Raw genomic sequence first — 19,739 nt, 5'->3', positions numbered from 1 at the left:
GCCGGGGTATGCCTGGGTGCATGGCGCCGCTGCCCACCTACGCGCCGATGCTCGCCCAGCTCGGTTCCCTGCCCACCACCGACGAGGACGACTGGGCCGTCGAGATGAAGTGGGACGGCGTCCGCGCCCTCGCCTACGTCGACGGCGGCGCCGTCCGCCTCATGTCGCGCAACGCCAAGGACATCACCGCCGCCTACCCCGAGCTCCAGCTCATGGCCGGGGCCACCGGCGGCCGGCCCGCCGTGGTCGACGGCGAGATCGTCGCCTTCGACGAGGCGGGCAGGCCCAGCTTCGGCGCCCTGCAGCCGCGCATGCACCAGCGCAACCCGCTGAGCGTCGCCGAGCTCGCCCGCACCGTCCCCGTCACGTTCCTGGCCTTCGACATCCTGCACCTCGGCGACGACCCCGCCATCGCCCTCCCCTACACCGCCCGGCGCGACCTGCTGGAGAGCACGCTCACGCCCGGCTTCCGCTGGCAGGTCCCGGTCTGGTTCCACGACCACGCCGAGGACGCCTTCGCCTCCTCCCGCCGCCTCGGCCTCGAAGGCGTCGTGTGCAAACGGCTCACCTCCCCCTACCGGCCCGGCCGGCGCACCGCCGAGTGGACCAAGGTCAAGAACGTCAGCGCCGTCGAGGTCGTCGTCGGCGGCTGGAAGCCGAGCGCCGGCCGCCGGGCCGGGACAATCGGGTCGCTGCTGCTCGGCTCCTACGACGACGGCGGCAGACTGCTGTTCGTCGGGCACGTCGGCACCGGCTTCACCCAGGCCATGCTCCGCGACCTGCACCGCAGGCTCGCCCCGCTGGAACGGCCCGACCCGCCCTTCGACGAGCCCGTCCCGCGCGAGCACGCCCGCGACGCGCACTGGGTCAGCCCCGTCCTGGTCGGCGAGGTGCAGTACGCCGAGATGACCGGCGACAACCGGCTGCGCCACCCGTCCTGGCGCGGTCTGCGCCCCGACCGCGAGCCCCGTGAGGTCCGCGCGCCCGGCGGCGAGAGCCCGGGCGCGTCCGCGACAGGCTGACCGGTCAGCGCTGACCGGCGGCAGGGGCGCCGGCAGGGGCGTCGGCCCGGACCGGCTCGGCCAGCGTGAGCGACAGCAGCCACGCCAGCACCGGGAACGCGATCAGGCAGCCCAGCGCCAGCCGCAGCGACGTCGCCTCCGCCACCGCCCCCACCAGCGGGCTCGCCAGCCCGCCGACGCTCACCGCCAGCCCCAGCGTCACCCCGCTCGCCGTGCCCACGCGGCGCGGCAGGAAGTCCTGGCCCAGCGTCACGTGCAGAGAGAAGGGCGCGTACAGGGTGATCGACGCCGCCGCCACGAACACGTACGCGGCCGGTCCGGGCGCCAGCACCACGCCCGCCACCGCCGGGACGCTCAGCGCGTACGCGAGCCGCATCGCCCGCACCCGCCCCATCCGCGCCGCCAGCCTGCCGCCCAGCACCGTGCCCACCGCGCCGCCCGCGAACAGCACGAACAGCGCCACCGCGCCCGCCGCCCCGCCCCCCAGGTACAGGGCCACGAACGCGCTCAGCCCCACGTACACCACCGACCGGAACACGATCACCAGCGTCAGCCGGGCGAACGACGGCCAGTCGTCACGCCCCCGCGCCGGCCCGGCCGCGCGCCCCCGCTCCCCCGGCCCCGCCAGCGAGCGCATCACCACCAGCGTCAGCACCGCCCCGGCCACGCCCGGCACCACCAGGAACGGCGACGCCGCCAGCCCGCCCGCCGCCAGCAGCGGCGTCACCAGGATCGGCGCCGAGGCGAACCCCAGCGTGCCGCCCAGCGAGAACCAGCTCATCCGCACGTCGCTGCCCTCGCTGGCGATCCGCGCCAGCCGCGCCGACTCCGGATGGTAGGCCGCCACCCCCAGCCCCGACAGCGCCACCGCCAGCCACGTCAGCGGGTACGACTCCGACACCCCGCTCAACGCCACGCCGAGCCCTGCCGTCGTCATGCTGACCGGGATCAGCCACGGCATCCGCCACCGGTCCGTCAGCGCCCCGAACACCGGCTGCACGATCGACGACAGCAGCGTCGCCGCCAGCACCACCCCCGACGCGGCCACGTACCCGTAACCCCGCTCGGCCACCAGGAACGGCACCATCGCCGGAACCGCGCCCTGATACACGTCCACGCCCGCATGCCCGGCGGCCAGCACCGCGACCCTGTTCACCCGCACGCCCCCGATCGTGCCGCCGGGCGGTCGTGGCCCGCTTCCGATAAAATGCCAATCAGTCATGAAAATCCGCCATCTGTCGCGTGCGCCCACCGGCATCCGCCCGCTCGCGGCCGGCGCGGGCATCGACGCCCACCGGCACGACACCCACCAGATCGTGTACGCGCGCCACGGCGTCCTGTCGGTCACCACCGACGCCGGCACCTGGGTCGCCCCGGCCAACCGGGCGATCTGGATCCCGGCCGGGACCGTCCACGAGCACCGCGCTCACGGCAGCACGGACCTGCGGCTGATCGGGCTCACCGGCAACCCGCCCGGCCTGACGCGCCCCGCCGTGCTCGCGGTCGGGCCGCTGCTGCGCGAGCTGATCATCGCCTACACCGACCTGCCGGACGACGACGCCGCCGCGACCGGGGACACCGCGGACGAAGGCCCCGCGGACAAAGGCTTCACGGCAGGAGGCTTCACGGCAGGAGGGGAGCGGGCGAGATTGCTGGCCGTGCTGGTCGATCAGCTCCGGCGGGCGCCCGAGCAGCCGTTCCACCTGCCGACCCCGCGTGACGCGCGGCTGGCGGCCGTGTGCGCGGCGCTGCACGCCGACCCGGCCGACAACCGGACGCTGGCCAGGCTCGCCGCCCACGCAGGCACCAGCGACCGGACGCTGGCCCGGCTGTTCCGGGCCGAGCTGGGCATGACGTTCCCGCAGTGGCGCACCCAGCTCCGGCTGCACCACGCGCTGCTGCTGCTCGCCGACGGGGTGAGCGTCACAACCGTGGCGCACCGGTGCGGCTGGGCGTCGGCCAGCGCGTTCATCGACGCGTTCCGGCGGGCGCTCGGGTACACCCCGGGCCGCGCCTTTACAATGTAGATTCGCTACACTGGGTCTCCGTGAGCAAGAAGAGCAAGGGCGGCGGCACGCCGGCCACCGTGGCGCTCGACAAGGCCAAGGCGGAGTTCACCCTCCACCCCTACGAGCACGACGCCTCGGCGCAGGCCTACGGCGAGGAGGCGGCCGACGCGCTCGGCGTCCCCCACGAGCGGATCTTCAAGACGCTGGTCGCCGAGGTCGAGAGCGGCCTGGCCGTGGCCGTGGTGCCCGTGGCCGGCAAGCTCGACCTCAAGGCGCTGGCCGCCGCCACCGGCAGCAAGCGGGCCGCGATGGCCGACGCCGCCAAGGTCGAGCGCGTCACCGGCTACGTCGTCGGCGGCATCAGCCCGCTCGGGCAGCGCAAGCTCCTGCCCACCGTGGTCGACTCCTCGGCGCTGGAGTTCGACACGATCTACTTCTCGGCGGGCAAGCGCGGGCTGCAGATCGAGACCGCCCCCGCCAACCTGATCGCGCTGACCCGGGCGGTGACCGCGCCCATCGGAAAGACGGGCTGACCTCGTCGCAGCGCACAACACCTGGGCCGACTTTCGTCCGGACGCACCAAGCGGTCGCGGCGTTTCCGTATGAACAATGCAGAAACGCCGCAACACCGGAGACCGTATGGGACTGGCCGAAAACACCCCGGCGACCACCTGGACGCCCGCCAAGATCCGCAAGACCGCCACGCTGACCATCGCGCTGCTCGCCGGCGTGTGGGTGATCGACTACGTCGACCGCGTCATGATGGCGGTCGCGCTGCCGTTCATCGGCGCGGAGTTCGCGCTCACCAAGACCGAGCAGGGCTGGCTGATCACCGTCTTCTCGCTGGTCTACCTGCTGTGCCAGATCCCCGGCGGCATGCTCGCCGACCGGTTCGGGGCGCGCCGGCTGCTCGTCGCCTCCCTGCTGCTGTGGTCGGCGTTCACCGCGCTGACCGGGCTCGCGTGGGGGCTGGCCGCGCTGCTGGTGATCCGGGCGCTGTTCGGCGTCGGCCAGGGACTGTTCCCCGGCGCGTCGTTCAAGGCCATCGCCGAACGCACCACGCCCGAGCGGCGGGCCACCGCCGCCGGCGCGATGCTCGCCTCCAACGTGCTCGGCGGCGGGCTCGCCCCGCTGATCGCCGCGCCGCTGCTGCTGGTGTTCGGCTGGCGTGACACGTTCCTCGTGGCGGCCGTGGCCGGCGTCGCGATCGGCGTGCTGCTGTGGTCGCTGCTCCCCCGCGCGCTGCCCGCCCACCTCACCGGCGCCGCCCAGGACACCGGCCCCGCCGCCCGGCCCGCCATCCCGCTCGCGGCCGTGCTGCGCTCGGCCGCCGTGTGGAAGTTCGCCGCGCTGTTCTGCGCCACGAACATGCTCGGCTACGGCATGATCACCTGGGTGCCCAGCTACCTCATGGAGGCCCGCGGCATCTCCCTGCTCAACACCGGCTTCCTCGCCGCGCTCCCCCAGCTCGTCATGACCGCGACGACGCTGCTCGGCGGCTGGCTGTTCGACCGCTACTTCCACGACCGGGCCAGGCTGTACGTGATCCCGCTGCTGCTGTGCACCGCCGTGCTGCTGCTCGTCATGATCAACGCCGAGACCGCCGCCGGGTTCACGCTCTTCCAGACGCTGGCGATGGCCGTGGCCGGGCTGTCCACCATGGGCATCCTCGGCATGCCGGTCCGCGCCCTGCCGCCCGAGGTGATCGGCTCCGGCATGGGCGTCGTCAACGTCGGCGGGCAGCTCGCCGGCGTGATCGCGCCGGTGCTCATGGGCTGGCTCGTCGACCAGTACTCCTACAGCGCCGCGTTCGGGCTGCTCATCGGCACCACCGTGCTCGGCGCGCTGATCGCGCTCATCGTGCCGCAGCGCGCCGACCGCTTCACCCTCGGGAGGGCCTCGTGACCACGTACGACCTGGTGATCTCCCGGGGGCGGGTGATCGACCCCGAGACCGGGCTCGACGGGATCCGCGACGTCGGCGTCAGCGGCGGCACGATCCGGGAGGTGTCGGCCGAACCGCTGCACGGCGTCACCCGCGTCGACGCCACCGGGCTGACCGTCTGCCCCGGCTTCGTCGACCTGCACAGCCACAGCGCCGACCTCGCCGGGCACCGGCTCCAGGCGCTCGACGGCGTCACCACCGTGCTGGAGCTGGAGGCCGGCAGCCTGCCCGTGTCGGCCGCCTACCGCGCCGCCGCCGAGGAGGGACGGCCGCTCAACTACGGCTTCGCCACCTCGTGGGCGGCCGCCCGGATGGCCGTGCTCGCCGGCGTCGAGCCCACCGGCAGGCTGGAGACGCTGTTCGCCAACATCGCCGTCGACGCCTGGCAGCGGCCCGCGACCCCTGAGCAGGTCGCGCGGATCGTCGGCCTCCTTGAGGCCGACCTCGCCGACGGCGCCCTCGGCATCGGCGTCCTCGTCGGCTACGCGCCCCGCACCGGGCCGGACGAGTATCTGACCGTCGCCGCGCTCGCCGCCCGCGCCGGACGGCCCACGTACACCCATGCCCGCGAGCTCGTCGAGATGGACGCCGGCACGCCCGTCGACGGCGCCGAGGAGATCGTCCGCGCCGCCGTCGAGACCGGCGCGCACATGCACTACTGCCACGTCAACAGCACCTCCATCCGGCACGTCGACCGCGTCCTCGCCCTGGTCGAACGCGTGCGCGCCGAAGGGGCGCGGGTCACCACCGAGGCGTACCCGTACGGCGCCGGCATGACCGGCGTCGGCGCCGCCTTCCTCGCGCCCGAGCTGCTGCACCGGCGCGGGCTCACCCCGCACTCCATCGGGCTGCTGTCCACCGGGCGGCGCATGGCCGACGCCGCCGAGCTCCGCCGCGTCCGGCAGGAGGAGCCCGGGTCGGCGGCGTTCGTGCACCTGTTGGACGAGGACTCGCCCGCCGAGTTCGCCTACATCCGGCGGGCGCTCGACTTCGAGGACGCGGCGGTCGCCACCGACGCCGTGCCGCTGCTGTGGCGCGAGGGCGGCGACCCGGCGCGGCGGCTGGAATGGCCGCTGCCGCCGGACGCCGTCACCCACCCGCGCACCGCCGGCACGTACGGGCGCACCCTGCGGCTCGTGCGCGAGCAGGGGATGCTCGGGCTCGCCGAGGCCGTGCGGCGGTGCACGCTCGTGCCCGCCCAGGTCGCCGGGCTGGCGCGCAAGGGGCGGGTCCAGCCGGGGGCCGACGCCGACCTCACGGTCTTCGACCCGGACACGGTCACCGACCGGGCCACCTACGCGGCCACGGCGCTCCCCTCCACGGGGTTCCGGCACGTGCTGGTGGGCGGCGTCCCGGTCGTCCAGGACGGCGCCCTCCTCCCGGACGCCCGGCCCGGCCGCCCCGTCCGCGCCTGACCTCCACCGGGCGCGGCCCTGACCTCCGGACGGGCAGGTCAGTGGCGGTCGCGGCGGTGGCGGGGGGCGGTGTCGCGGCGGTGGTCGTCACCGTGGCGGCGGCGGGCCTCCGGCGGGCGGCCCTCACGGAGCGGGCCCTCGTACGGGCGCGACTCGTGAGGGCGCGACTCGTGGGCGCGGGGCTCGTGGGGGCGGGCGCCGTGACCGAAGAGCCAGCGGAGAAGCTTGCGGTGGCGCTTGGCGTACGCGCGGTGCCGGCCACGGCGGCCGTTCTCCTCGCCGGCCTCCTCCTCGCCCTCCTCCAGGCCCGGCGTGTTGCCGCCGCCGAAGCGGCTCATGTCGGGCCCCGGGAACCCCTTGGCCTCGGTGTGGCGCAGGGCGGCGCGCATGGAGTCCACCCAGATGGGCCCCGGCAGCGAGGCGCCCTGGACGGAGCCGTAGTACTGGTCGCCGATGCGCACGTCGGTGAGCGGGTGCTTGTAGGAGCCGCGGATGTCGCCGACGCTCACCGCCGCCGCCAGATGGGGCGTGTAGCCGGCGAACCAGGCGGAGGTGTAGCCGTTGTTGGTGCCGGTCTTGCCGGCGGCGGGCCGGTCCAGGTCCTGGCCCTTCATCGTGCCCTTGTCGAACACGCCGGTGAGCACCCAGTTGACGGCGTCGGCCACCTGCCGGTCGATCACCTGCTCGCAGGCGGGCGAGACGTGGGTGCGCCGCCCGTCGCGGTCGACGATCTCGGTGATGGCGAGCGGCTCGCAGTAGCGCCCCCGGGCGGCGAAGGCGGCGAACGACGCGGCCACGGTGAGCGGGTCCATCTCGTTGACGCCGAGCGTGAAGGTCGGCACCTCGCGCAGCGGCGTCCCGTCGGCGCGGGTCACGCCGAGCGCCTTGGCGGTCTTGACCACGTTGCAGAGCCCGACCTTGCGCTCCAGCATCATGTAGAAGATGTTGACGGACTTCCAGGTGCCGGTGGAGATGCTGTGCGGGCCGCCCTTGCCCTCGCCGCTGGCGTTGTGGATCTCGGTGCCGGGGTCGTTGACGGGCCGTCCCGAGCAGTCGCGGTAGCCCTGTGCCGGGGTCATCACGCCGGGGGTGTCGAAGCCGTCGTCGAAGCGCCAGCCCTGCTGGAGCGCCGTGGCGAGGGTGAACACCTTGAACGTGGAGCCCGCCTGGAGTCCCTGGCCGCCGCCGTGCCGCACGTCGGCGACGAGGTTGAACGTGGTCCTCGGCCCGTTCTTCTTGTTGCCGGGATTGCGGCCGAACCGCTTGCTGGCGGCCATCGCCTTGATCCAGCCGGTGCCGGGCTCGATCATGGCCTCGGCGGCCACCTCGGTGTCCTCGGCGGAGACCCGCTGGCGGATGGCCTGGTCGGCGGCCCGTTGCGCGCGCGGGTCGAGGCTGGTCCTGACGACGAGGCCGCCTCGGGCGAGCCGCGCCCGGCGCACGTCCGCCGTGGCGCCGAACACCTCGTTCGTCATCAGCTCGCGGTGCACGTACAGGCAGTAGTAGGGGTGGTCGCTCTGCGCGCAGCCGCCGGGCTCGGGGCGCAGGCGGATGTTCAGCGGGCTGGCCTTGGCCTCGGCCGCCTGCGCCTGGGTGATGAGCTTGAGCCCGGCCATCCGGTCGAGGACGAGGTCGCGGCGCATCTTCAGGCGGGCGCGGTGCTCCTGGCCGATGGACGGGTCGGTGGAGTACGGGGCGCGGACGGCGCCGGCGAGGGTGGCCGCCTGGGTGAGCGTCAGCTCGGCGGCCGTGGTGGAGAAGAACCGCCTGGCCGCGGCCTCGACGCCGTGGGCGCCCGCGCCGAAGTAGGCGATGTTGAGGTACTTCTCCAGGATCTCGTCCTTGCGGTACTTGCGTTCCAGGGCGAGCGCCAGCCGCAGCTCGGTGATCTTGCGGGCGAGGTTGGGGGCGCGGGCCCTGTCGCGTTCCGCCTCGGTGCGGGCGCTCTCGACGAGGATGTTCTTGACGAGCTGCTGGGTGAGCGAGGAGCCGCCCTGCTTGATGCCGCCCGCCTGGGTGTTGGTGATCAGCGCCCGGAGCGTGCCGATGACGTCGAGGCCGCCGTGCTCGTAGAAGCGGGCGTCCTCGATGGCGACGATGGCGCGGCGCATCACCGCCGACACCTTGTCCAGCGGGACGACGGTGCGGTTGGCCTCGTAGAACTGGGCGAACGTCCGGCCGGTGCGGTCGACCAGCCGGGTGACCTGCGACAGCGGCTCCTCCCGGGGTGCGGGCGGCAGGTCGTTGAAGGTGTCGGCGACGCTCTTGGCGCCGATCCCGGCTCCGCTCACGACGGGCGCGGCCAGTGCCGCGACCAGCACCCCGCTGAGCGCCCCCGCCGCCCCGAGCCTGGTGATGGATTTGAGCACAGTCACGCAGATGATCTGCTACCACCCGATCACCGGCAAACGACCCGCTCTTAACTCTTTACTCTCCTCTGCGGATGTTCAGACCAAGCGACTCGAACTGCTCGAACGGGCGGTGGTAGCCGCGCTCGATGTGGTGCACGCCGCGCAGCGTCGACTGCCCGTCGGCCACGGCCGCCGCCAGCACCGCGGAGAAGCCGGCCCGGATGTCGGGCAGCACCACGTCGGCGCCCTTGAGCTGCGACACGCCGCGCACCACGGCCGAGTGGCGGGCGTTGGTGTCGTGGTAGCGGCAGGCGGGACCGCCCAGGCACTGGTCGAACACCTCGATCTCGCAGCCCATGCTCTGCAGCGCGGGCACGTACACGAGCCTGTTCTCGAAGACCGTCTCGTGCAGCACCGACATGCCCTGGCTCTGCGTGAACAGCACCATGAGCGGCGTCTGCCAGTCGGTCATGAAGCCGGGGTGGGTGTCGGTCTGCACCGCCGCCGCGCGCAGCCCCTCGGGCGGGGCGGTCGCGCACACGTACTCGTCGTTGATGTCGAACTGGGCGCCCATCCGGGCCAGCGTGGTGATCGCGGTGACCAGCCGGTCCTGCGGGCAGCCGTGCACGCGCACCTCGCCGCCCGTCACGAGCCCGGCGGCCAGGTACGAGAACGCCTCGATGCGGTCGCCGGCCAGCCAGGTGGAGGCGCCGCGCAGCCGTTCGACGCCCTCGATGACGATGCGCCGGTCCGGCGACAGCTCGATGCGGGCGCCCATCCGCTGCAGGAACAGCGCCAGCTCCACGACCTCGGGCTCCATCGCGGCGTTCTTCACCACGGTCTTGCCCTCGGCCAGCACCGCCGACATGAGGATCGTCTCGGTCGCGCCGACGCTCGGGTACGGCAGTTCCAGCCGGGTGCCGTTGAGCCGCTTGGCCTTGGCGTAGATGCCGGTGTCGCCGACCTCCACCTCGGCGCCCATCGCGCGCAGCGCCTCCACGTGGAAGTTGACCGGCCGCCGCCCGATCGGGTCGCCGCCCACCAGCGGCACGAACGCCTCGCCCGCCAGGTGCAGCAGCGGGCCGAGCATGAGGATCGGGATGCGGTTCAGTCCGGTGAACGCGTCGGGCACCCGGGGCCTGATCTCCGGGCCGCGCTCGATGCGGATCTCCGTCCGGCCGATCTCCACGCTGATGCCCAGGGCGCGCAGCATGTCGGCGGTGATGCCGACCTCGCCCACCTCGGGGGCGTTGTGGATGCTGCTCTCGCCGCTGCCCAGCATGGCGGCGACCATGTGCTTGGACACGCCGTTCTTGGAGCCGCGCACGACGACGTCGCCCCGGAGCGGGCCGGAGGGTTCGATGAGCCAGACCTTCTCTTCAATCACGAAGTGAGCCTAACCGGGAGATACCATCGGTCTGGCAGAGACTCAGAACGCGAAGGGGAGTGGCGTGGCGAGGGAAGTACGCGTTTTCGCGGTCACTGTCCTCTCCCTCGCCGCACTGGGGGTGCCCGCCGGGCTGGTGTGGTCGGCCCTGTCACCCCGGCCGCCGTACCTGGTCACCCAGGAGGCGACCGTGCTCGCCGACCCGTCCACGCAGGCGCTGATCGCCGCCGACGGCTGGTTCGCCACCGTGACCGGCGCGCTCGGGCTCGCGTGCGGGGCCCTCGCCTGGTTCCTGAGCCGCCGCCAGCTCGCGGCGCTGCTCGGGCTCTGCGCGGGCGGGGTCCTGGGCGCGTACGTGACGCTCTGGGTGGGGTCGGCGTTCACGATCGGCGTGGTCACGGTGGAGGCCGCGGCGGCGCCGGGCGCGCAGCTGACGCCGGGGCCGCTGCACCTGACGGCCAAGGGCGTGCTGGTGTTCTGGCCGCTGCTGGCGGTGGGGCTGTTCGGGCTGCTGGAGGGCATGCACGGCTACCGCGACTCGCCGCTGCGGCGGCCGTACGGGCTGGCGCCGCCCCTGCCGCCGCCGGACCGCTGACCGCCTGCTCCTCAGAGCGGCGGGCGGCGCAGGCCGTGGCCGGTGGCCTGCTCGAACGCCCGGGCCACCCGCAGCACCCTGGCGTCCTCGAACGGCGCCCCCACGATCTGCACCCCGACCGGCAGCCCCTCCGGCGTGAACCCGGCGGGCACGGACGCGGCCGGCGCGTGCAGCACGCTCACCCAGTACGCCGACCGCATCCAGGTCAGGTAGTCGGGCAGCTCGATCCCGTTGATCTCGCGCACGTACGGGTCCTCGACCGGGAACGGCGGCACCTGGCTGACGGGCGCGATCAGCACGTCGTGGTCGTCGAAGAAGGCGGCCATCCGCTGGTAGAGGCGGCTGCGGGCGCGCTCGGCGCGGGCCAGGTCGGCGCCGGTCACCGTGCGGCCCTGCTCGACGTTCCACGCGGTGTTGGCGCCCAGCCCGTCGAGGTCGCCGTAGGCGAGCGCGTAGAACCAGGCCCGGTAGGTGCGGAAGGCGTCGTCGGCGTCGCTCAGGTCGAGCTCCACCTGCTCCACCCGCGCGCCGAGGCGTTCGAGCACGGCGGGCGCGGTCGCGGTGACCGCCGCCGTCGCGGCGTCGACGGGCAGCCCGCCGAGGTCCGGGCTCCACGCCACCCGCAGCCCGGCGACCCCCTCTTCGGGGTCGGGGGTGAAGGGCTCCCTGATCGCGTACGGTGACCGCCGGTCGAATCCCGAAATGACCGACATCATCAGGGTGAGGTCGTCGACCGTCCTGGCCATCGGCCCCGGCACCGACAGCGTGTACCAGGCGGCGATCTCGGACGGGCTCGGCACCCGGCCCGGCGTCGGCCGCAGCCCCACCACGTTGCAGAACGACGCCGGGTTGCGCAGCGACCCGCCCATGTCGGAGCCGTCCGCCAGCGGCGTCATCCCGCAGGCGAGCGCCGCCGCCGCGCCCCCGCTGCTCCCCCCGGCCGACCGGCTCAGGTCGTACGGGTTGCGGGTCACCCCGAAGACCTCGTTGACCGTGTGGGAGCCGGTGCCGAACTCGGGCGTGTTCGTCTTGCCGAGCGAGACGGCGCCCGCCTCCTTCAACCGCCGGACGACGAGCGCGTCCTGGTCCGGCACGTGACCCGCGTACAGCGTCGAGCCGTACGTGGTGCGGATCCCGGCCGTGTCGGCCAGGTCCTTGTGCGCGACCGGCACCCCGTGCAGCGGGCCCGCGGGCTCCGCCGCGTCGGCCGCCTTGGCCGCGTCGAGCGCCTGCTCGGCGGCCAGCGTGACGATCGCGTTGACCTGCGGGTTCGCCTGCTCGATGCGGTCCAGGTGCGCCTGGAGCAGCTCGACGGCGCTCACCTGGCGGGTCCTGACGAGGCGGGCCATCTCGGTCGCGGTCAGGTAGTGCAGCTCGCTCATCCTGCGATCCTCCCGCACCCCCTCGGGGGCGGCGACGGCAAGGGTTGCCATCTCCTAGGATGCCGGAATGTCCGAAACGCTCTCTCCCCCGCCGGGCAGCGCCGCCTCCGTCGCCCACCTATGGGACGCCCGCGCCGACCGCTACCTTGAGCTGTTCCGCCACGAACTGGCCGGCAAGCCCCACGACCGCGAGGTCCTGGCGGCGTTCGCCGGGCGTGTCGGCCCGGGCGGGCGGGTCTGCGACGCCGGCTGCGGGCCCTGCGGGCACGTCACCGCGCTGCTCGCCGGGCACGGCCTGGACGTGCTGGGCGTCGACCTGTCGCCGCGCTGCGTCGAACTGGCCGCGCGCGAGCAGCCCGGGTGCCGGTTCGCGGTGATGGACCAGCGCGACGTGACCGGCGGGCTCGACGGGCTGGTCTCGTACTACTCGCTGCACGACCAGCCGAAACGCGAGCTGCCCGGCACCCTCGCGGCATGGGCGCGAGCCCTGCGGCCCGGCGGCGAGCTCCTCGTCGTGGCCAAGCAGGGCGACGGCGACGGCGTCATCGACGACCCCCTCGGCACCGGGCTGCGCGTCTACTGGGCCGAGTTCACGCCTGGCGAGCTGGAGACGGCGGCCCGGGCCGCCGGGTTCACGATCGGCGAGATCACGGTACGGGAGGCGTACGAGGACGAGATCGCCGCCCGGCGCATCTACCTGACCGCCACCACCCGCCACCCCTGACCAGCTAGAACTACCCGCCCAGCGGCACACGCCCAGAACCACCGGCGGAGGCCCCTGCTCAGGACGGCCCGCCCGAGCCGCTGCCCGGAAGCCCCCACTCCGTCCGGGGTGCCCGGTCAGGGGTGCCAGTGGGGGTCGCGGCCGATGAAGGCGAGGAGGCGGTCCTGGGTGGAGGCGTCGTCGCCCACCGGCACTTCGGGGCCGAACACCTCGACACCGGGACCGAAGGCGCCCGGCTCGCGGAACTTCGCCACGAGGTCGGCAGGCAGCGCCCGCATGGCGGCCCAGCCCTGTTCGACGTCCTCGGGGTCGATCGTGGCGTCCCGGGAGGTGGCGACCGCGAGGTCCCAGCCGTGCAGCGGCAGGTCGGCGCTGACCACCTGGTCGATGTGCTCGGCCGCGGTGAGCCTGCCCGCGGGCGTGTCGCAGAGGCGGCCGGCGAGCGCGGGATCGGCCAGGATCGCCTCCACGTCGGCGCGGGCGGCGCGGTAGGCGGCCACCGGGTCCTCGGCGGCCGGCGGGGCCGGGCTGAGGCCGCGGTCGAACGGCCGCAGCATCACCGCGTGCATGTCGATGATGTGCCGCAGCACGTCCAGGACCGTCCACTTGGCGCACGGGGTCGGCCCGTCCCACTGCCCGGGCCGTACGGCGACGACCTTGCGCTCGAACGCGTCGGCCCTGCGCCGGTAGCGGGCGGCGATCTCGGCGACCCTCTCGGCGGTGATCTCGCTGGTCACGGGACTTCCTCTTTCCTGGCGGACGGTGCTGCCTGACGTGCGGCTCTCTGCCCGGACAACTCCCTCGGACCGACCCCCTGGGGAAGCGGCCCGAGGTGGCCGTCCGCAGGGAAGCGGTCCCGGAGGTCAGGCGCCCAGGCAGGCGGGGCCCAGGAGTTCCTTCAGGTCGCCCATGAGGGCCGGGGAGGGCGCCACGCGGAGCCGGTCGTCGACCCGCATGACGGTGGTCTTGGGGCCGTTGTGCACCTGCAGGTGGACCTCGGAGGTGCCCGGATGCGTGGTGAGGATCTCCTTCAGCCGGCTCACCACCGGCGGCGTGCAGCGGGTCAGCGGCAGGCTCACCAGCAGCGGCCCGCCCGCCTCCTGGGTCAGGTCGGGGGCCGTCACCTCCATGGCGATGATCTTGGCGACGTCCTCCCGCTTGTCGATGCGCCCCTTGACGAAGACGATCGCGTCCTCGGCGAGGATGGTCGAGCACAGCTGGTAGGCCGACGGGAAGATCATCACCTCGATGGCGCCTTCGAGGTCCTCCAGCTGGGTGAGCACCCAGGTGTCGCCCTTCTTGGTGACCTTGCGCTGGACGCCGCTGAGGATGCCGCCGAGGGTGACGACCTGGCCGTCGGCGCGGCTCTCGTCCTGGACGGCGGCGATGGAGCAGTCGGCGCCCGAGGCGAGGATGTGCTCGACGCCGAACAGCGGGTGGTCCGACACGTACAGGCCGAGCATCTCCCGCTCGAACTGCAGCAGCGTGTTCTTGTCCCATTCGCCGACGGGGATCTGCACGTCGAAGGTCTGGTCCTCGCCGCCGTCGATGGCGCCGAACAGGGAGTCCTGGCCGATGGCCTCGTTCTTCTTGATGTCGATGATCGCGTCGACGGCCTGTTCGTGCACCATGACCAGGCCCTTGCGGACGTGGCCGAGGGAGTCGAAGGCGCCCGCCTTGATCAGCGACTCGATGACGCGCTTGTTGCAGACGATCGCCGGGACCTTGCGCAGGAACTCCTTGAAGTCGGCGAAGCGGCCCTTCTCCTTGCGGGCGGTGAGGATGCCGTCGACGACGTTGCCGCCCACGTTGCGCACGGCCGACAGGCCGAACCGGATGTCGGTGCCGCGCGGGGTGAAGTCGAAGTCGGAGTCGTTGACGTCCGGTGGGAACACCTTGATGCCCATGCGGCGGCACTCGTTGAGGTAGAGGGCCGACTTGTCCTTGTCGTCCTTGACCGACGAGAGCAGCGCGGCCATGTAGGCGGCCGGGTGGTTGGCCTTGAGGTAGGCCGTCCAGTAAGCGATGAGGCCGTAGGCGGCGGTGTGCGCCTTGTTGAAGGCGTAGTCGGAGAACGGCAGCAGGATGTCCCAGAGCGCCTTGATGGCGGCGTCGGGGAAGCCGTTGTCCTTCATGCCCTTTTCGAAGGAGGCGTACTGCTTGTCCAGCTCCGACTTCTTCTTCTTGCCCATCGCGCGGCGCAGCAGGTCGGCGCTGCCGAGCGAGTAGCCGGCCACCCGCTGGGCGATGGCCATGACCTGCTCCTGGTAGATGATCAGGCCGTAGGTGGTGTCGAGGATGTCGCGCAGCGGCTCCTCGAGCGCCGGGTGGATCGGCGTGATCTCCTGCTGGCCGTTCTTGCGCAGGGCGTAGTTGGTGTGCGAGTTGGCGCCCATCGGGCCGGGCCGGTAGAGCGCGAGGGCGGCGGAGATGTCCTCGAAGTTGTCGGGGCGCATGAGCCGCAGCAGCGAGCGCATGCCGCCGCCGTCGAGCTGGAACACGCCCAGCGTGTCGCCCTTGGACAGCAGCTCGTAGCTCTTGCGGTCGTCGAGCGGCAGCCCGAGCAGGTCGACCTTCTCACCCGTGGTCGCCTCGATCATCTTGAGGCAGTCGTCCATGATGGTGAGGTTGCGCAGGCCCAGGAAGTCCATCTTGAGCAGGCCGAGCGTCTCGCAGGTCGGGTAGTCGAACTGCGTGATGATCGCGCCGTCGGAGTCGCGGCGCATGATCGGGATGTGGTCGGTCAGCACCTCGGCCGACATGATCACGCCGGCGGCGTGCACGCCGGTCTGCCGGATCAGCCCCTCCAGGCCCTTGCCGAGGTCCATCGTCGCCTTGACGTCGACGTCCTCCTCGTAGAGCCTGCGCAGCTCGCCCGCCTCGTTGTAGCGCGGGTGGTCCTTGTCGAAGATGCCCGCCAGCGGGATGTCCTTGCCCATGACGGCGGGCGGGAACGCCTTGGACACCTTGTCGCCGAGCGCGTAGGGGTAGCCCAGGACGCGGCCGGCGTCCTTGATGGCGGCCTTCGCCTTGATGGTGCCGAACGTGGCGATCATGGCGACCTTGTCGGCGCCCCACTTCTCCGTCACGTAGCGGATGACGTCGCCGCGCCTGCGCTCGTCGAAGTCGATGTCGACGTCGGGCATGGAGACGCGCTCGGGGTTGAGGAACCGCTCGAAGATCAGGCCGTGCGGCAGCGGGTCGAGGTCGGTGATGCCCATCGCGTACGCCACCAGCGACCCGGCGGCCGAGCCTCGGCCGGGGCCGACCGGGATGCCGTTCTCCTTGGCCCACATGATGAAGTCGGCGACCACGAGGAAGTAGCTCGGGAAGCCCATCTGCTCGATGATGCCGATCTCGTACTCGGCCTGCCTGCGGTGCTCGTCGTCGTAGCCCTCCGGCCAGCGCCGGTCCATGCCCTCCCAGACGGTCTTGCGGAAGAACTCGCTCTCCGTCATGCCGTCGGGGATCGGGTAGGTGGGCATCAGGTTCTTGAACTCGAAGAACCCGGACGGGTCGACCTTCTCGGCCACGAGCAGCGTGTTGCGGCAGCCCTCGGCCCACAGGTCGGAGGAGTCGACGGCGCGCATCTCGTCGGCGGTCTTGATGTAGTAGCCGCTGCCGTCGAAGCGGAACCGGTCGGGGTCGGAGAGCTGCTTGCCCGTCTGGATGCACAGCAGGGCGTCGTGCGAGGCGGCGTCGGACTCGTAGGTGTAGTGCGAGTCGTTGGTGACCAGCGGCGGGATGCCCAGCTCCTTGCTGATGCGGGTCAGCCCGTCGCGGACGCGGCGCTCGATGTCGAGGCCGTGGTCCATGATCTCCAGGTAGAAGTTGTCCTTGCCGAAGATCTCCTGGTATTTGGCGGCGGCCTTGACCGCCTCGTCGTACTGGCCGAGCCGCAGGCGCGTCTGCACCTCGCCCGACGGGCACCCGGTGGTCGCCATCAGGCCCTCGGAGTGCTCGGCGAGGATCTCGGCGTCCATCCGCGCCCACTTGCGGACGAATCCCTCGGTGTAGGCGCGCGAGGACAGCCGCATCAGGTTGTGCAGGCCCGTCTTGTTGCGCGCCCAGATCGTCATGTGGGTGTAGTAGCCGCCCGCGGAGACGTCGTCCTTCTTCTGGTGCGGCTCGCCCCACAGCACCGGCTTCTTGTTGTGGCGCAGCTCGGGCGCCACGTAGGCCTCGATGCCGATGATCGGCTTGATGCCGGCGCCGGTCGCCTGCTTGAAGAAGTCGTAGGCGCCGTGCATGTTGCCGTGGTCGGTGATCGCGATCGCCGGCATGCCCAGGTCGCCGACCTGTTTGAACATCTGCTTGAGGCGCGCGGCACCGTCGAGCATGGAGTATTCGGTGTGCACATGCAGATGGACGAACGAGTCGCTGGACGACATGGAGCGGCGCCTCCCCGGTCTGAATGTGGTTGTGCGCTCCGACTCTAGTGGTCCCCGCCGACACTCCGGGCGCGGCGTGCCGCACCCCGCCCGGAGCCGCCGCGCCGATATCGTCGCCGTCACGGACCGTGACGAAGGAGACACCCAGTGCCTGCCGAGACGGACGAGGGATACAGGCCCGCGCTGGGCAACCGCCAGGTGCAGATGATCGCGATCGGCGGGGCGATCGGCGTGGGGCTGTTCCTCGGCGCGGGCGGCCGGCTGGCCGCCTCGGGCCCCGCGCTCGTGCTGTCGTACGCCGCCGCCGGCGTCGCCGCGTTCTTCGTCATGCGGGCGCTGGGCGAGCTCGTGCTCTACCGGCCCGCCTCCGGGTCGTTCGTCGAGTACGCGGGCGAGTTCGTCGGGCCGTGGGCCGCCTTCGCCAGCGGCTGGATGTACTGGCTGAACTGGGCGTTCACCGGCATCGCCGAGCTGACCGCGATCGCCGCGTACGTGCACTACTGGGCGCCGGCGTTCCCCCAGTGGGCGACCGCGCTGCTGGCGCTGGCGTTCGTGCTCGTCGTCAACCTGCTGTCGGTCCGGCTCTTCGGCGAGCTGGAGTTCTGGTTCGCGCTGCTGAAGGTGCTGGCCATCGTCACGTTCCTGGTGGTCGGGCTGGTGCTGGTGGTGTTCGCCGTCGGGCAGGCCGGGCCTGGCAACCTGGTGGCGCACGGCGGTTTCCTGCCGGCCGGGTTCCCAATGGTGCTGATGAGCCTGCAGTCGGTGGTGTTCGCGTACGCCTCCATCGAGCTCGTCGGGATCGCCGCGGGCGAGACCGCCAGGCCGCGCGAGGTCATCCCGAAGGCCGTCAACGGCGTCGTGTGGCGCATCGCGATCTTCTACGTGGGCTCGGTGCTGCTGCTGGCGATGGTGCTGCCGTGGACCGCGTACGAGGCGGGCACCTCGCCGTTCGTGACCGTCTTCGCCGGGCTGGGGGTGCCGTGGGCGGCCGACGCGATGAACCTCGTGGTGATCACCGCGGCGCTGTCGTCGTGCAACTCCGGCCTGTACGCGACGGGCCGCATCCTGCGCTCGATGGCCCGCAAGCGGGAGGCGCCCGGATTCGCCGCGGCGCTCAGCTCGCGGCACGTGCCGGTCGGCGGCGTGGTGTTCACCGCCGCGATGTTCCTGGGAGGCGTGGCGCTGTTCTACTTCCTGCCCGCGCGGGCGTTCAACATCGCCACCGCCGCCGCCTCCCTCGGCGTGATCACCACCTGGGGCACGCTGGTCTACTGCCAGCTCCGGCTTCGCGCCACCGGGCACCGCTCGGCGTTCCCGATGCCCGGCAGCCCGTACACCAACTGGCTGACGCTGGCGTTCCTGGCGCTGGTCGTCGTGCTGATGCCGTTCGCCGACGAGGACCAGCGGGTGGCGTTCTTCCTGCTGCCGGTGGTGGCGGCGGCGATCGCGGCGGGCTGGGCGGCGCTCAGGCGGCGGGGGCGCGCCGCCGCGCCCGCCGATCCGGCCGTGGCCGACTGAGCGGGGTTCAGCGGAGGGTGAGCCGGACCTCCGACTCGATGCGGGTCAGCTTGTGCGGGTTGCGGACGTAGTACAGGCCGGTGATGCGGGCCCCCTCGACCTGGAGGGCGATGACGCCGTCCGTCTCGCCGTCCACGCGCACGACCAGGCCGGGGGCGCCGTTGATCACCGTGAGCTCGCCGGTGAGCGTGACCTGTGCCTTGCCGATGCCGCCGACGATGTAACGGGCCACCTTGCCGGCTCCGCTGATCGGCCTCGGCGCGGCCTGGCGGACGCCGCCGCCGTCGCTCAGCAGGACGACGTCGGGGGCGAGCACGTCGAGCAGGCCCTGCGTGTCGCCGGTCTCCAGGGCGCGCAGGAACGACTCCATCACCGCGCGGGTCTCGTCCGGCGAGACCGTCTCGCGGGGGCGGCGGGCCTCGACGTGCCTGCGGGCCCGGTGCGCGATCTGACGGACGGTGGCGGGGGTCTTGCCGACGGCCTCCGCGATCTCGTCGTACGCGACGTCGAACACCTCGCGCAGCACGAACACGGCCCGCTCGGTCGGCGACAGGGTCTCCAGGACGAGCATGAGCGCCATCGACAGGCTCTCGGCGAGCTCCACGTCCTCGGCCACGTCGGGCGTGGTGAGCAGCGGCTCGGGCAGCCACGGGCCGACGTACGCCTCCTTGCGCCGCTTCAGCGTGCGCAGCCGGTCGAGCGCCCGCCTGGTCGTGATCCGCACCAGGTAGGCGCGCTCGTCGCGCACCTGCTCCAGGTCGATCCTCGTCCAGCGCAGCCAGGCCTCCTGAAGGACGTCCTCGGCGTCGGCCGCCGAGCCGAGCATCTCGTACGCGACCGTGAACAGCAGGTTGCGATGGGTGAGGAACGCAGCGGTCGCCTGGTCCGTCGTCGGGTCGCTGTGCTCGTCCATCTCCGGCTCCTGTCCGTCCCGCTGTGTCTCATGCACAAGGCGCCGGCCGGGGCCCCGGCGTGACAGCCGTGACCGGTGACACACGTCA

15 protein-coding genes are annotated in these 19,739 nt (G+C 72.5%); 8 read left to right on the top strand and 7 right to left on the bottom strand.

Annotation, left to right across the window (positions count from 1 at the left end):
* The first annotated feature begins 20 nt into the window (after positions 1–20).
* Complete coding sequence (ligD, locus tag KME80_RS08855; protein WP_219502375.1) at positions 21–1,022, top strand: non-homologous end-joining DNA ligase; 1,002 nt, start codon at positions 21–23, stop codon at positions 1,020–1,022.
* Between the two features lie 4 nt (positions 1,023–1,026).
* On the opposite strand, the gene KME80_RS08850 is transcribed toward ligD, so the two are convergent.
* The gene (locus KME80_RS08850; protein ID WP_308125673.1) at positions 1,027–2,184 is read right to left on the bottom strand and encodes an MFS transporter; all 1,158 of its coding nucleotides are present in this window, start codon (positions 2,182–2,184) and stop codon (positions 1,027–1,029) included.
* Positions 2,185–2,242: 58 nt separating this feature from the next.
* On the opposite strand from KME80_RS08850, the gene KME80_RS08845 reads away from it, so the two are divergent.
* The 4 genes from KME80_RS08845 to KME80_RS08830 all read left to right on the top strand — a co-directional run bounded on the left by KME80_RS08845 (position 2,243) and on the right by KME80_RS08830 (position 6,390).
* The gene (locus KME80_RS08845) at positions 2,243–3,049 is read left to right on the top strand and encodes an AraC family transcriptional regulator (RefSeq protein ID WP_219502373.1); all 807 of its coding nucleotides are present in this window, start codon (positions 2,243–2,245) and stop codon (positions 3,047–3,049) included.
* Positions 3,050–3,069: 20 nt separating this feature from the next.
* On the top strand, positions 3,070–3,564 hold the full coding sequence (ybaK, locus tag KME80_RS08840; RefSeq protein WP_308125672.1) for a Cys-tRNA(Pro) deacylase: 495 nt from the start codon (positions 3,070–3,072) through the stop codon (positions 3,562–3,564).
* Between the two features lie 106 nt (positions 3,565–3,670).
* Positions 3,671–4,936 carry an MFS transporter gene (locus tag KME80_RS08835; RefSeq protein WP_219502356.1) on the top strand — a complete coding sequence of 422 codons (1,266 nt, stop codon included), beginning with the start codon at positions 3,671–3,673 and terminating at the stop codon, positions 4,934–4,936.
* Complete coding sequence (locus KME80_RS08830) at positions 4,933–6,390, top strand: amidohydrolase family protein (RefSeq protein WP_219502353.1); 1,458 nt, start codon at positions 4,933–4,935, stop codon at positions 6,388–6,390. The genes KME80_RS08835 and KME80_RS08830 overlap by 4 nt, the downstream gene beginning before the upstream one ends.
* A 38-nt stretch (positions 6,391–6,428) precedes the next feature.
* Here the strand turns inward: KME80_RS08830 and KME80_RS08825 are convergent, their stop codons facing one another.
* Together KME80_RS08825 and murA are read right to left on the bottom strand one after the other, a co-directional pair.
* On the bottom strand, positions 6,429–8,765 hold the full coding sequence (locus KME80_RS08825; protein WP_308125671.1) for a transglycosylase domain-containing protein: 2,337 nt from the start codon (positions 8,763–8,765) through the stop codon (positions 6,429–6,431).
* Positions 8,766–8,817: 52 nt separating this feature from the next.
* Positions 8,818–10,128 carry a UDP-N-acetylglucosamine 1-carboxyvinyltransferase gene (murA, locus tag KME80_RS08820; RefSeq protein WP_308125670.1) on the bottom strand — a complete coding sequence of 437 codons (1,311 nt, stop codon included), beginning with the start codon at positions 10,126–10,128 and terminating at the stop codon, positions 8,818–8,820.
* Between the two features lie 64 nt (positions 10,129–10,192).
* Between murA and KME80_RS08815 the strand changes: the two genes are divergently transcribed.
* Positions 10,193–10,723: a hypothetical protein gene (locus tag KME80_RS08815; RefSeq protein WP_219502350.1), complete on the top strand. Its 531-nt coding sequence runs from the start codon at positions 10,193–10,195 to the stop codon at positions 10,721–10,723.
* Positions 10,724–10,734: 11 nt separating this feature from the next.
* Here KME80_RS08815 and KME80_RS08810 read toward each other — a convergent pair whose 3' ends face one another.
* Positions 10,735–12,105 (bottom strand): amidase, encoded by a 1,371-nt coding sequence (locus KME80_RS08810; RefSeq protein WP_219502347.1) that lies wholly within the window; start codon positions 12,103–12,105, stop codon positions 10,735–10,737.
* Positions 12,106–12,172: 67 nt separating this feature from the next.
* Between KME80_RS08810 and KME80_RS08805 the strand changes: the two genes are divergently transcribed.
* Positions 12,173–12,829: a class I SAM-dependent methyltransferase gene (locus KME80_RS08805; protein WP_219502345.1), complete on the top strand. Its 657-nt coding sequence runs from the start codon at positions 12,173–12,175 to the stop codon at positions 12,827–12,829.
* Positions 12,830–12,945: 116 nt separating this feature from the next.
* Here KME80_RS08805 and KME80_RS08800 read toward each other — a convergent pair whose 3' ends face one another.
* Both KME80_RS08800 and dnaE read right to left on the bottom strand, forming a co-directional pair.
* A complete protein-coding gene (locus KME80_RS08800; RefSeq protein WP_308125669.1) occupies positions 12,946–13,566 on the bottom strand; it encodes a TIGR03086 family metal-binding protein in 621 nt (206 codons plus the stop codon).
* A 126-nt stretch (positions 13,567–13,692) separates the two neighbouring features.
* Positions 13,693–17,220 carry a DNA polymerase III subunit alpha gene (gene dnaE, locus KME80_RS08795; protein WP_219502344.1) on the bottom strand — a complete coding sequence of 1,176 codons (3,528 nt, stop codon included), beginning with the start codon at positions 17,218–17,220 and terminating at the stop codon, positions 13,693–13,695.
* 147 nt (positions 17,221–17,367) lie between these two features.
* Here dnaE and KME80_RS08790 point away from each other — a divergent pair, with 147 nt between their 5' ends.
* Positions 17,368–18,738 carry an amino acid permease gene (locus KME80_RS08790; protein WP_219502343.1) on the top strand — a complete coding sequence of 457 codons (1,371 nt, stop codon included), beginning with the start codon at positions 17,368–17,370 and terminating at the stop codon, positions 18,736–18,738.
* 7 nt (positions 18,739–18,745) lie between these two features.
* Here KME80_RS08790 and KME80_RS08785 read toward each other — a convergent pair whose 3' ends face one another.
* Entirely contained in the window at positions 18,746–19,651 is a 906-nt protein-coding gene (locus KME80_RS08785; protein WP_219502342.1) for an RNA polymerase sigma-70 factor, read from the bottom strand.
* Between the last annotated feature and the right edge of the window lie 88 nt (positions 19,652–19,739).

This window comes from Nonomuraea ceibae, from assembly GCF_019396325.1.
Classification (GTDB): Bacteria; Actinomycetota; Actinomycetes; order Streptosporangiales; family Streptosporangiaceae; genus Nonomuraea; species Nonomuraea ceibae.
Note: the sequence above shows the minus strand (reverse complement) of the source record. Positions and strands in the feature narration are given on the sequence as shown.